The organism is Streptomyces cellostaticus, assembly GCF_001513965.1.
In the GTDB taxonomy this organism is placed as follows: domain Bacteria; phylum Actinomycetota; class Actinomycetes; order Streptomycetales; family Streptomycetaceae; genus Streptomyces; species Streptomyces cellostaticus.
Genome location: NZ_KQ948017.1, coordinates 172741 through 184753 on the forward strand (window position 1 = coordinate 172741; position 12013 = coordinate 184753).

Sequence of the window (12013 nt, forward strand, 5' to 3'; positions counted from 1 at the left end):
GAAGGGAAACCGAGATGTCGTCCTCACCCCTGGCAGCACCTCTCGATGTGGAGCTACGGCCGGACAGACCCGCGATCCTGCACGTCGACTCCCCAGGTGACGCACCGAGTTGGGCGGCCCAGCACCGCGAGTCGCTGCGGGCGCAGGTCACCGAGCACGGAGCGCTGGTCGTCCGTGGCCTGGACCTGCGCGAGGCGTCCCGGGCCGGTGCCGTCTTCACGGGGCTCGCCGGCCGGCTCATGCCGGAGCGAGAGGCCTTCGCCCCGCGTGAGGCGTACGGCCCCGGGCTGTACTCCTCCACGGCCTGGCCGGCCAACCAGCCGATGTGCATGCACCACGAACTGAGCTACCTGCTGGAGGTTCCCGGCCTGATGCTGTTCGCGTGCCTGACCGCGCCGGGCGCGGGCGGGGCGACCGCGGTGGCCGACGCGGAACAGGTCCTGGAGGCGCTGCCCACCGGGCTGACGGAACGCTTCGAGCGCGAGGGCTGGCTGCTGACCCGCACCTACAACGACGAGATCGGAGCGTCCCTGAAGGAGTCGTTCGGCACCGACGACCGCATCGAGATCGAGCGCTACTGCCGGGCCCACGCCATCGGCTTCACCTGGCAGCCCGACGGCTCGCTGCGCACCGAGCAGCGGCGCAGCGCCGTGGTGCGGCATCCGCTCACGGGCAGGCGCTGCTGGTTCAACCAGATCGCGTTCCTCAACGAGTGGACGCTGGCCGAGGAGGTGCGCGAGTACCTGGTGGACGTCTACGGCGAGGACGGACTGCCGTTCAACACCCGCTACGGGGACGGCACCCCGATCGGCGAGGACGTCGTCCAGCTGCTCAACACCACCTACGAGGAGCACACCCGACGCGAGCCCTGGCAGGCCGGTGACCTGATGCTCGTCGACAACATCCGTACCGCACACAGCAGAGAGGCCTTCACCGGAGAGCGGCAGGTACTGGTCGGCATGGCCGAGCCCCGCCGCCTGGCCGACTGCTGCCCGACCCCGGAGGCGAGCCAGCGATGACCCGTATGTTGTCCACCGCCACCCAGCCGGCCGCGCCGGACCGACCGTCGGCGCCGACGTTCGCGGTGATCACCGGTACACAGGTGCAACAAGCACTCAGCGGACGCGAGAAACAGATCGTGGAGCTGATCGAGGCCACCTACCGGCTGCACGGCGCCGGGGACTCGGTCAACCCACCGTCCTACTTCCTGCGCTTCCCCGACCGCCCCACCGCGCGGATCATCGCGCTGCCGGCCTCCGTCGGCGGCCCGGTCGCCGTGGACGGCCTCAAGTGGATCTCCAGCTTCCCGGACAACGTGAGTGCCGGGCTGCCCCGCGCCTCCGCGGTCCTCATCCTCAACGACCCCGGCACGGGGTACCCGTTCGCCTGCCTGGAGAGCTCCATCATCAGCGCGACCAGAACCGCGGCCTCCGCCGCGCTGGCCGCCGACTGGCTCAGCCGCCCCCGGCCCCGCCCCACCCGGGTCGGATTCTTCGGTACGGGTCTGATCGCCCGCTACATCCACACCTTCCTGGCCGGCACCGGCTGGTCGTTCGACACGATCGGCGTGTACGACGTGTCCGCCGACAGCACCGCGGGCTTCTGCGGCTACCTGCACCAGGCCGGCACCTCCGCGCAGGTCACCGTCCATGACAGCGCCGAGGACCTCATCCGCTCCAGCGACCTCGTGGTCTTCGCCACCGTCGCCGGCCAACCCCACGTCACCGACCCGGCCTGGTTCACCCACAACCCCCTGGTCCTGCACATCTCGCTGCGCGACCTCGCGCCCGAGATCCTGCTGGCCTCGGCCAACTTCGTCGACGACGTCGAGCACTGCCTGAAGGCCGACACGTCCCCGCATCTGGTCGAGCAGCGCACCGGCAACCGCGACTTCCTGAACGGCACCCTCAACGACGTGATGCTCGGAAGGGCCGCCCCGCCGCACGACCGTCCGGTGATCTTCTCGCCCTTCGGACTCGGCGTCCTCGATCTCGCCGTCGGCAAGTACGTCTACGACGAAGCAGCCGGGGCGGGCAATCTCCGCCTCATCGAAGACTTCTTCCACGACCTGCGCCGGTACGGCTGAGGCCCACGTCCTCAGCCCTGGTATCAGGAGGCCCACCGTGCCCGTCATATCCGCTCCCCATGACTTCAACGAAGGCGGTCTCTTCGTCGACCTGGAGTCGATCTTCGAATGCCCCCTCTACCTGAAGTGCGAGGGTTTCAATTTCGCCGGCTCCATCAAGCTGAAGGCCGCGAACGAGATGGTGGAGAGCGCCGAGCGGGACGGAGTCCTGACGCCGGACTCCATCCTGGTCGAGTCCTCTTCCGGGAACCTGGGCGTGGCGCTCAGCATGATCGCCGCGAGCAAGGGCTACCGGTTTCTGTGTGTGACGGACTCCCGTTGCAACCTGTCCACCAGACTGCTGATGGAGGCGCTCGGCAGCCAGGTGCACATCGTGGCCGACCTGGACGCGAACGGCGGCTTCCTGGGCACACGGATCGAATACGTCCGTGCGCTGTGTGCGTCCGACAACCGCTATGTGTGGCTCAGTCAGTACACCAACGCGGGCAACTGGCGTGCGCACTACCGCACGACGGGGCCGGAGATCGCCCACCACTTCCCGCGCCTGGACGTGCTGTTCGTCGGGGCGGGCACCGCCGGGACCCTGATGGGCTGCGCGCGCTACTTCCGGCAATGGCACCGGCCGGTGCGGGTCGTCGCCGTGGACAGCGTGGGCTCGGTGGCCTTCGGCGGCAAGCCGGGCCGCCGGATGATCCCCGGCCTGGGCATGAGCATGGTGCCCCCGCTGCTCGACGAGTCCTTCGTGGACGAGGTGATCCGGGTGGAGGAGGCGGACACCATCCGCACCTGTCACCGCATGGCCAGATGCGGCTTCCTGTTCGGCGGCTCCACGGGGACGGTGGTCAGCGGCGCGACGGACTGGCTGGCCCGGCACGACACACGGGGCATCACCGCGGTGGCCATCGCGCCCGATCTCGGCGAGCGCTACCTCGACACCATCTACCAGACCAACTGGCTGCAAGATCTGTACGGCGACCACATACTCGACTCCGAACGGATGAGCGCCACATCCCGGAGAGCCAAGCCCACATCACCGGCACCGGAGCACCGGCCGAGACCCTAGGAGCATCCCCGTGCGGCAGGGGATGATCACGCGCCCCGGGAACGGCGGACTGCCGCTGCTCGGCCGCCCAGGAGGCGAGCAGGCGCAGTCCGTCGTGGGAGGGTGTGCCGGCCTCGGCGGTCCGGACGACCAGTTGCCGGTCGGGGTCGGTGCCGGCGGTGAGGGTGTCCCGGTCGAGGGTGAGTTCGCCGCGGGAGGGCTCGCATGCGGGTGGACCTGGTCCGCTTCGCACCCGAGGCCCGCACCGCCTGGCACCGCCACACCCTGGGGCAGACCTTGCGCGTCGTCTCCGGCATCGCCCTGATCGGCACCCGCGACGGCACGGTCTTCGAGGCCCGTCCCGGCGAGACCGTCTCGTGCCCGCCCGACGAGGAGCACTGGCACGGCGCCACCCCCGACCACTTCATGGAGCACCTGGCGATGTGGGAGGGCACGGGCGACGGCACTCCCGAGACGGTCCGGGCCGAGCACGTCACCGACGAGCAGGACGCCCGCCCGCGCACCCGCTCCTGACACCGCCCCCGATCCGGACACCTGAGGTATCACCCATGCGGGCAACTTTCCTGTACGGCGCCGGCGACGTGCGCGTGGAGAACGCGCCCGACCCGGTCCTCCAGCAGCCCACCGACGCGGTCGTACGCATCGTCCGGTCCTGCATCTGCGGCAGCGACCTGCACCCGTACCACACCCTGCCGGCCTCCGGCCAACGCACCCCGATGGGCTACGAGTTCATCGGCGTGGTCGAGGAACTCGGCTCCGAGGTCTCCGGGCTGAAGCGCGGCGACCTGGTCGTGGCCCCCTTCGCGTATTCCGACAACACCTGTGCGTTCTGCCGGGAGGGCCTGCACACGTCCTGCCGCAACGGCGGGTTCTGGTCCGCGGGCGGCGTCGGCGACGGCCAGGCGGAGGCGGTCCGCGTCCCGCAGGCCCAGGGCACCCTGGTCAAGCTGCCGGTGGCCGAGGACTCCGAACTGCTGCCCTCGCTGCTGACCCTGTCCGACGTGTACGGCACCGGCTACCACGCCGCCGGGCAGGCGCGCGTGAACCCGCGCACCACGGTCACCGTCATCGGTGACGGCTCGGTCGGCCTGCTGGCGGTGCTGTCCGCCAGGCAGCTCGGCGCCGAGCGGATCATCCTCATGGGCCGGCACCAGGACCGCACCGACCTCGGCCGTGAGTTCGGGGCCACCGATGTCGTTCCCGAGCGCGGCGCAGAAGGCATCGAGCGCGTCCGCGAACTGACCGGCGGGGACGGCACCCACACCGTCCTGGAGTGCGTCGGCTACATGAGCGCCTATGAGATGGCGGTCGGCGTGGTGCGTCCCGGCGGGGTCATCAGCCGGGTCGGCGTACCGCAGTACGAGGAGGCGCCGGTCGGCTTCACCAGCCTGTTCGGCCCGAACATCACCCTCACCGGCGGCCCCGCACCGGTCCGCGCCCACATCGAGGAACTCCTCCCCGGCGTCCTGGACGGAACGGTCGACCCCGGCCGCGTCTTCACTCGCACCATCGGCCTCGACGAGGTCCCCGACGGCTACCGCGCGATGGACCGACGCGAAGCCCTCAAGGTCCTCGTCCGCCCCTGACACCAGGCGACTCGGCTTCGAGAAGCGATCCTTGCCCTGCCTCGCGGTCATGCAGGGCAGGGCAGGGAACCTCACGTGACCCGGCGGCTTCCCCGTCCCGCCGTTCTTACGCAGCGAGGCGTTCCGCCAGGGCCTTCGCCTTGGTGGCCGCCTCCTGGAGGGCACGGTCACGGGAGGCCTCGAACAGCGGCACCAACTCGGCCATGGCCGGGTTGTGCGGGGCCATGGTCAGCTCCGGCACGATGAAGTCGAGGTCGAGGGCGAGGGCATCGGCGAGGACCGCGGTCAGGTAGTTCTGCACGTACTCGTAGGACTCGCGCGGGGTGCCCGGCGCGTAGGAGCCGCCGCGGCTGGCCACGACGGTGACCGGAGTGCCCTTGGCGGAAGGGGTCTCGCCCGCCGTACGGCCGATCAGGATCACGTTGTCCAGCCACGCCTTGAGGGTCGAGGGGATCGCGTAGTTGTACATCGGCGCGCCGATGAGGACCGCGTCCGCCTGCTCCAGTTCCTCGATCAGCTTCACCCGGCCGGCGAAGTCGGCCGCCTGCTCGGGCGTGTGCGTGGCGGGGTCGGCGAAGCCGGCCGTGTGGGCGGCCGCGGTGATGTGCGGCACGGGGTCCGCCGCCAGGTCGCGGTAGATCACCGTGCCGCTGGGGTGCTGCTCCTGCCAGGCCTTGCGAAAGGCGTCCGTGACGGCACGGGAGGCGGACGCCTCGGCCGGGGAGAGGGATGAGTCGATGTGGAGCAGGGTGGCCATGAGTGTCTCCAGAAGAACGAGCCCGGAGCGAGACGCCGGGCTGCGGTTTCGTATTTAGCTATATCTATCATAGGGGCTTACTTTTTTTCACCCCCATACGGCGGGGTAGTACCCTGATCCCATGGCGGCGGAGCAGACCCATGGCACGGCAGAGTGCAGGCGCGTGGACGACGGCATCACGCGCGTCTTCCACGTACTCGGAAAGCGCTGGAACGGCCCGATCCTGGCCGTCCTGATGGGCCAGCCGACACACTTCGCCGACCTGCGCCGGGCCATCCCCGGCATCAGCGAGCGCATGCTCTCCGACCGGCTCGCCGAGCTCGGTGCCGCGGGACTCGTGGTGCGCGAGGTCGACGAAGGACCGCCACTGCGGGTCTCGTACCGACTGACCGGGTCGGGAGCCGCGCTGGAGCCCTCACTCAGGGAGCTCGGCGAGTGGGCGAAGAAGCACCTGCCGGACGCACCGCCCTGTGCGGGGACAGCCGGATAACGACGGTCCTCACCGGGCGTGGTGCGCGGCTGCAGCTCCGGGGGCAAGAAGTCCGAGGACCGCGGCGCCGAGGCCTCGGCAGGCAAGGCGAGCTCTCCCCGGATGACCGTGGCTCGCAGCAGCCGTAACTGCAGGGCTACCTCGCCGTCGACTCCCTGTGGCAGTACATGTCCAACGTCAGCGGCGGCGGCACCGCCCCGGTCCTGAGCTGTGACGACCGGCTCCCGGGCGGCCTGATTACCGTCCCCGCCGCAGCGAACTGTCAGACCAGTTCCCGGGGCGGCGACCCCCTGGTCCCTCGCACCACAGCTTGGGGTCCAGCACCGCCTCCCTCGGCTCCCGCTCCGGGTCCTCCAGCCGTTCCACGGCGAAGCGCACCGCGTACTCCGCCATGAGCGGCGCGTCCTGGCGGACGGTCGTCAAGCCGATCGGCATCAGAGGGGAGAGGCGGCTGTCGTCCTAGCCGACGACGGACATGTCCCGGGGGACCTCGACGCCCGCCCGCACCAGGGACATCAACAGGCCCATCGCGCACCGGTCGTTGCCCGCGAGGACGGCCGTCGGCAGGGGCTGCCCGCTCTCGCGCTCCGCCACCAGCAGGCGGCCGGCGTCGATGCCGGACCGCTCGGTGTGGTCGCCGGGGATCACCCGCAGCTCCGGCTGGCGAGGCCACCGCCGCGGAGGCGGTGGGCGTCGCGGCCCTGCTGCTCGTCGCCGGCCACGAGACGACCGCCCACATGTTCTCGCCGGCGGTGCTCGCCCTGCTGCGCCGTCCCGAGCAGTTGGCCGCCCTACGGGAACGGCCCGAGCGGTGGCCGGAGGCGGTCGAGGTACTGCTGCGGTACCTCTCGGTGGCGCACGCGGGCATGCGTCGCATCGCGACCGAGGACGTCGAGGTGGGCGGTGTGCGGATCCGGGCCGGGGAGGGGGTGGTGGTCGCACTCCAGGCCGCCAACCGGGACCCGTCCGTCTTCACCGACCCCGACACCCTGGACATCGGGCGGGACGCCGCCGGTCACCTGGCCTTCGGGCACGGGCTGCACCAGTGCGTGGGTCAGTCCCTCGCCCGCGCCGAACTCCAGATCGGCCTGCCCGCCCTCTTCGCCCGCCTCCCGCACCTGCGCCTCACGGCACGACCGGAGGACCTGGGCGTGTCGACGTCCTCGATCCACGGCGTACGGCCCCTGCCCGTGGCCTGGTGACCCCCCGGCCCGGGCACCGGCGCGCGTCTCGGCGAAGTGGGCACCTGGGCCGGCTACTCGGAGTCGGTGTCATCTGTCCGCAGGAGCAGGTCGAGCAACCCGGGAAAGCGCGCGTCGAACTCCTCCCGGCGCAACCGGTTGACCCGCCTCGGCCCCTCGTCGCGCTGTTCGACCAGACCGGCGCCGCGCAGGACCGAGAAGTGGTGGCTGAGTGCGGCTTTGCCGACCGGGACGTCGAAGCTGCCGCAGCTGCGCGTCCAGTCGGCGGAGCCCGCCAGCTCGCGGATCAGCTGGATGCGCACGGGGTCGGCGACCGCGGACAGCGCGGTCAGGACGGAGACCTCGCCCGGATCCGTGTGCACCGGCGCCGCACGGTGACTGCAGCCCGCGGCCTGCTTCGGCATGCCCCTCTCCTCGCCCTGCGCGTCCCCGCCGGGACATCTCGCAAAGTGTCGCACTCGCTTGCTTAGTGTTCGATGAGCATCGTACATTGCGAGTGTTCGCTTTCCATTGAACACTTTCTCGAAGGGTGCGTTCCACTGATGCGTGCAGTCGAGTTCCAGGAGTACGGCGGCCCCGAGGTACTGAAGCTCGTGCAGGCCGAAACCCCCGAGCCCGGGCCGGGCCAGGTCACCATCGACGCCGCCTACACGGGCGTGAACTTCGCGGACCTCAAGGCGCGTGCCGAGGGGTACCGGGTGGAGTCGCTGCCCTTCCGCCCGGGCCTGGAGGTCTCCGGACGGATCCGGGCCGTCGGCCACGGCGTCGAGGGGCTGCGTCCGGGGCAGGACGTCGTCGCGTTCGTCGACAGCGGGGCCTACGCGGAGGTGGTGGTCGCCGAGACCAACACCGTCTTCCCGCTCCCCGAGGGCCTGGACCTGCGGACCGCGGCCGCGCTGCCCACCGTACTGCCGACGGCGCACGCCCTGATCCACGAGGTGGGGCGGCTGCGCGCCGGTGAGAGCGTCCTGGTGCACGGCGCGGCGGGAGGCGTCGGCACGGCGGCCGGACAGCTGGCCCGGGCGGCGGGCGCCGGCGCCGTGTACGGCGTGGTCTCCTCCCTCGACAAGGCCGAGCACGCGCTCAAGCACGGCTACGACGAGGTGTTCACCGCCGACACCTTCTCCGACGACGTCCGCCGCGCCACCAACGGCAGGGGCGTCGACCTGGTGCTCGACCCGGTGGGCGGCGACACCCTTCGCCGCGGCCTCGACACGCTGGCCGTCTTCGGACGCCTGGTGTCCTTCGGCAACGCCGGCGGGGCAGAGCCGTGGCACGTCGGGCAGCCCGAGCTCTACGCGCAGGGCCGAAGCGTCGCGGGCCTTTCCATCCTGTCTCTCGCGCAGTCGGCGCCCGAGGCGCTGCGCTCGCTCGCCGAGCGTGCGTTCCGCACGGTCACCGACGGCACCGTAAGCCTTCCGGTCACCGCCGAGTTCCCGCTGTCGGACGCGGCCGAGGCCCACCGGCTGATGGGCGGGCGCACGTCGACGGGCAAGCTGCTGCTGCGCACGGCCGACTGAGCAACGGGTCCGGGCTGCTACCGGCCGGCACATCACCGATGCGATGATCCCTGCGGCGTTCGACGAACCCGCCGAGGCGTGGCAGCGCCGCGACCCTCCGAGAGATCCCGTTCATCACGACAGGAGTTCGCAGTGAGCAGTGTCCACCACGACGTCGGCCTCCTTCCTCCGCCCAGGGTGGAGGAGGTCAGCGAGGACGTCTTCGCCTACATACAGCCCGACGGCAGCTGGTGGATCAACAACACCGGCTTCCTCGTCGGACGGCGGGGCGTGATCAGCGTGGACGCATGCTCGACGGTGCGGCGGACGCAGGCGTATCTGGACGCGATCGCGGCCGTCACGCCGCAGCCGGTGCGGACGCTGATCAACACGCACCACCACGGTGACCACACCTTCGGCAACCACCTCTTCGGCGGCGCCACCATCGTCGGGCACGAGGCCACCCGGTCGAGCATCATCCAGTGGGGCGGGCCGGGTGCCGCGGCGGGGTTCTGGACCGAGGTCGAGTGGGGCGACGTCGTGGTCGAACCGCCCTTCCTCACCTACGCCGACGGGGTCACCGTGTGGGCCGACGACCTGCGTGCCGACGTACGCCACGTCGGCGCACCCGCCCACACGACCAACGACTCCGTCGTCTGGCTGCCCGAACGCAAGGTCCTCTTCAGCGGCGACCTGCTGTTCAACGGTGGTACCCCCTTCCTCCTCCAGGGATCCGTAGCCGGTGCCGTCCAGGTCCTGGAGGAAGTGATCAAGCCTCTGGGGGCGACGACCATCGTCCCGGGGCACGGCGCCGTCGCCGGTCCCGAACTCATCGACGACGTGCTCGGCTACCTGCGGTTCGTCCAGGCCACCGCCCGAGCGGGCCGCGCCGCCGGGCTCACGCCTCTGGAGACCGCCCGTGAAACGGACCTGGGCGCCTACGCCGACCTGCTGGACTGCGAGCGCATCGTCGGCAATCTCCACCGCGCCTACGCGGAACTCGAGGACGGCCCGCTCGGCCGGGGCATCGACGCCGCGGCCGCCCTCAGCGACATGGTCACCTACAACGGCGGTCGCCCGCTGACGTGCCTCGCCTGACGGGTGCCCAGCTGATCCGCATGCGGGACCGGCACGCCGTCATGCCCGAGCGGCCTCGGGAACGCTACTCAGGCCCCGACCGCCGCACACGCTCGGCATCGCTCGTGCGAGGGCAGGTCAGACAAGCCTCGTCGGGACGGATCGTGTAGTAGAGACAGCAGCCGGCCCGTGTGCGCGTCGGGCATCGCCCGCCGCCGGCGTCGGTCAGGTACCGGAAGGCGGCACCAGCGGGGTAGGGAGGCACCGGCGCCGGGAGCAGTTCGGTGGCGGCCTGGACGGCGTGTTCCTCCCGGCCGAGGGTCCTGCCCAGGTACCAGATGCCGGAGACGAGGTCGTCGGCAACCATGCCCCACAGGGCGCGCGGTCCACGGCGCACGGCCGGGCCGACGGCGTCCAGGACCGGCCGCATGTGATCCGCGACCGCGGTGCGCAACTCGGCTCGCAGCGCCTCCTCGTGAGGGACCGTCACGGTTCCCGGGGACGCTGCGAGCGGGTCGCCGGGCAGGCACCGCACGTCGTCGCCGGGTGCGATGCCGTAGGCGCCGGCGTCGAGGTCGAGGCGCACGTCCTCGGGCCTGATCCGGGGCACCCTCCGTTCGAGGTACCAGGCTCCGCTCATCAGCAGCCCGATGGACCAGGTGTAGTCGTGCAGGGCACGCGACGCGGCCACGTGGCGGCGCGGGGCGACCCCGTAGCGGTCCTGGATCCGGCGCGCCTCGGCCGCCACGAAGGCATCGAGGACGTTCTGATCGGAGGTCATGTCCCTTGCCGTGACGCCCAGTTGTCCCATTCCGGCGTCCGGATCGTCCACGCGTACGGCGAGCGGCTCGCAGGTCTCGGCCAGTCGCCGGTACGCAGCGCCCAGCACCCGCGCCACGGCACCGGTCGGCGGAGTCTGCAAGGCCAGGGACATCGGCACTCCCGAACACGAAGGATTCAACGGGCGAGGATTCGACGGGCGTCGAATAGGTAAGGCTTACCTTAGACGCCGGTCGAGGAACAAGGTGACCAGCGGGGCACTCATCCGTGATCATGAGACTCGCACCTCATGGCCACCGCACAGCCGGTTGAAAACTAAACCAAGCCTAACCTAAGCTCACGGCTCGTGACTGTGACTCCACAGGGCGCACCCCCACGTGTGCCCTTCCGCGCCCACCGGCACATACCTCTGTTCCTGGCCGGCCTGGCAGCCCTGGTGCTGTGCACGGCACTGAGCCTCGCCCTCGGTGCGCGCTCCGTGCCCCTGTCCACCGTGGCTCAGGCGCTGTTCGGGCACGCCCACGGGCGGGAGGCGCTCGTGGTGACGGGTTTGCGTCTGCCGCGTACGGTCATCGGTCTCGCGGTGGGTGCCGCCCTGGGTGCGGCCGGGGCCGTGGCCCAGGGCATCACCCGCAACCCGCTCGCGTCGCCCACCACCCTCGGCATCAACGCGGGCGCCGGCTTCGCCCTGGTCGTCGCGATCTACGCGCTGGGGCTCACCAGCCCCGCCGAATACGTGTGGTTCGCCTTCGCCGGAGCGGCGGGCGCCGCCCTGTTCGCCCAGGCCCTGGCCCGCCGCGCCGGGGACATCGACCCCGTCCGGCTCGCGCTGGGCGGCACCGTGCTCCAACTCGTACTGCTGTCCTGGACGTCGGCGGTGATGCTGCTGAACCAGCGCACCCTCGACGAGGCGCGCTTCTGGCTCGCCGGATCGCTCGCCGACCGCCCCCTCGACGTCCTGTGGCCCGTGCTGCCGACCCTGGTGCTCGGGCTGGTGGTCGCGCTGGCCGTGGCACCATCCCTCAACGCCCTTGCCCTGGGCGATGATTCGGCCCAGGCACTGGGCGTGCCGGTCGGCCGGATCCGGTTGGCCGGCGGGATCGCGGTCGTGCTGCTCGCCGGGTCGGCGGTCGCCGTCGCCGGGCCGGTCGCCTTCATCGGACTGGCCGCGCCCCATCTCGTACGTCCCCTCCTGGGCGGTGACCACCGGCTGCTGGTGCCCGGCTGCCTGCTCGCCGGTCCCCTGCTGCTGCTCACGGCCGACGTGCTCGGCCGACTCGTAGTGCGCCCCTCGGAACTGGAGGTCGGCATCGTGACCGCGTTCCTCGGCGCGCCGCTGCTGGCGCTGCTGGCCCGGAAGGCGGCCCGATGACCACCGCCGTGTCCGTGCGGACGACCACCGCCTCCCGCGTCCACGTCCGCCGCCGCGTCCTGGTGTTCGCCGTGGTCGGCCTGGCCGCGCTGCTGGTGCCC

At 71.2% G+C, this 12013-nt stretch carries 15 protein-coding genes and 1 pseudogene; 10 read left to right on the forward strand and 6 right to left on the reverse strand.

All coding sequences use genetic code 11. From position 1 onward, the window contains the following. The first annotated feature begins 14 nt into the window (after positions 1 to 14). From AQI88_RS07935 to sbnA, 3 genes are read left to right on the forward strand one after another with little or no spacing between them, the layout of a single operon-like run. On the forward strand, positions 15 to 1019 hold the full coding sequence (locus AQI88_RS07935) for a TauD/TfdA family dioxygenase (protein ID WP_066994134.1): 1005 nt from the start codon (positions 15 to 17) through the stop codon (positions 1017 to 1019). Beyond that, complete coding sequence (gene sbnB, locus AQI88_RS07940) at positions 1016 to 2086, forward strand: 2,3-diaminopropionate biosynthesis protein SbnB (RefSeq protein ID WP_066994137.1); 1071 nt, start codon at positions 1016 to 1018, stop codon at positions 2084 to 2086. The genes AQI88_RS07935 and sbnB overlap by 4 nt, the downstream gene beginning before the upstream one ends. Before the next feature lie 37 nt (positions 2087 to 2123). Then, entirely contained in the window at positions 2124 to 3149 is a 1026-nt protein-coding gene (gene sbnA, locus AQI88_RS07945; RefSeq protein ID WP_066994140.1) for a 2,3-diaminopropionate biosynthesis protein SbnA, read from the forward strand. 37 nt (positions 3150 to 3186) lie between these two features. Here sbnA and AQI88_RS47525 read toward each other — a convergent pair. Further along, a pseudogene (locus AQI88_RS47525) lies at positions 3187 to 3348 on the reverse strand (transcriptional regulator); the annotation flags it as partial. Positions 3349 to 3353: 5 nt separating this feature from the next. Between AQI88_RS47525 and AQI88_RS07950 the strand changes: the two are divergent. Both AQI88_RS07950 and AQI88_RS07955 read left to right on the forward strand, forming a co-directional pair. Next, positions 3354 to 3662 carry a cupin domain-containing protein gene (locus AQI88_RS07950; RefSeq protein ID WP_079057451.1) on the forward strand — a complete coding sequence of 103 codons (309 nt, stop codon included), beginning with the start codon at positions 3354 to 3356 and terminating at the stop codon, positions 3660 to 3662. A 35-nt stretch (positions 3663 to 3697) separates the two neighbouring features. Continuing rightward, entirely contained in the window at positions 3698 to 4735 is a 1038-nt protein-coding gene (locus AQI88_RS07955) for a zinc-dependent alcohol dehydrogenase family protein (RefSeq protein ID WP_066994143.1), read from the forward strand. Positions 4736 to 4841: 106 nt separating this feature from the next. On the opposite strand, the gene AQI88_RS07960 is transcribed toward AQI88_RS07955, so the two are convergent. Then, positions 4842 to 5492, reverse strand: coding sequence for an FMN-dependent NADH-azoreductase (locus AQI88_RS07960; protein WP_066994147.1), 651 nt, complete (start codon positions 5490 to 5492; stop codon positions 4842 to 4844). A 121-nt stretch (positions 5493 to 5613) separates the two neighbouring features. Between AQI88_RS07960 and AQI88_RS07965 the strand changes: the two genes are divergently transcribed. Then, positions 5614 to 5982: a winged helix-turn-helix transcriptional regulator gene (locus AQI88_RS07965; protein WP_066994152.1), complete on the forward strand. Its 369-nt coding sequence runs from the start codon at positions 5614 to 5616 to the stop codon at positions 5980 to 5982. A 237-nt stretch (positions 5983 to 6219) separates the two neighbouring features. Here the strand turns inward: AQI88_RS07965 and AQI88_RS49035 are convergent, their stop codons facing one another. Both AQI88_RS49035 and AQI88_RS49040 read right to left on the reverse strand, forming a co-directional pair. Continuing rightward, positions 6220 to 6405, reverse strand: a complete 186-nt coding sequence (locus AQI88_RS49035; protein ID WP_398697492.1) for a hypothetical protein — start codon at positions 6403 to 6405, stop codon at positions 6220 to 6222. Positions 6406 to 6441: 36 nt separating this feature from the next. Further along, positions 6442 to 6630, reverse strand: coding sequence for a substrate-binding domain-containing protein (locus AQI88_RS49040; protein ID WP_398697491.1), 189 nt, complete (start codon positions 6628 to 6630; stop codon positions 6442 to 6444). A 38-nt stretch (positions 6631 to 6668) separates the two neighbouring features. On the opposite strand from AQI88_RS49040, the gene AQI88_RS07975 reads away from it, so the two are divergent. Next, a complete protein-coding gene (locus AQI88_RS07975; RefSeq protein WP_079057452.1) occupies positions 6669 to 7184 on the forward strand; it encodes a cytochrome P450 in 516 nt (171 codons plus the stop codon). Positions 7185 to 7237: 53 nt separating this feature from the next. Here the strand turns inward: AQI88_RS07975 and AQI88_RS07980 are convergent, their stop codons facing one another. Beyond that, on the reverse strand, positions 7238 to 7588 hold the full coding sequence (locus AQI88_RS07980) for an ArsR/SmtB family transcription factor (protein ID WP_066994155.1): 351 nt from the start codon (positions 7586 to 7588) through the stop codon (positions 7238 to 7240). 138 nt (positions 7589 to 7726) lie between these two features. Between AQI88_RS07980 and AQI88_RS07985 the strand changes: the two genes are divergently transcribed. Together AQI88_RS07985 and AQI88_RS07990 are read left to right on the forward strand one after the other, a co-directional pair. After that, positions 7727 to 8704 carry a quinone oxidoreductase family protein gene (locus AQI88_RS07985; RefSeq protein WP_066994157.1) on the forward strand — a complete coding sequence of 326 codons (978 nt, stop codon included), beginning with the start codon at positions 7727 to 7729 and terminating at the stop codon, positions 8702 to 8704. A gap of 132 nt (positions 8705 to 8836) precedes the next feature. Next, complete coding sequence (locus AQI88_RS07990; RefSeq protein ID WP_066994160.1) at positions 8837 to 9781, forward strand: MBL fold metallo-hydrolase; 945 nt, start codon at positions 8837 to 8839, stop codon at positions 9779 to 9781. 64 nt (positions 9782 to 9845) lie between these two features. On the opposite strand, the gene AQI88_RS07995 is transcribed toward AQI88_RS07990, so the two are convergent. Then, positions 9846 to 10694 carry a (2Fe-2S)-binding protein gene (locus tag AQI88_RS07995; RefSeq protein ID WP_066994163.1) on the reverse strand — a complete coding sequence of 283 codons (849 nt, stop codon included), beginning with the start codon at positions 10692 to 10694 and terminating at the stop codon, positions 9846 to 9848. Positions 10695 to 10886: 192 nt separating this feature from the next. Between AQI88_RS07995 and AQI88_RS08000 the strand changes: the two genes are divergently transcribed. Further along, on the forward strand, positions 10887 to 11912 hold the full coding sequence (locus tag AQI88_RS08000; RefSeq protein ID WP_425264554.1) for a FecCD family ABC transporter permease: 1026 nt from the start codon (positions 10887 to 10889) through the stop codon (positions 11910 to 11912). The last annotated feature ends 101 nt before the right edge of the window (positions 11913 to 12013 follow it).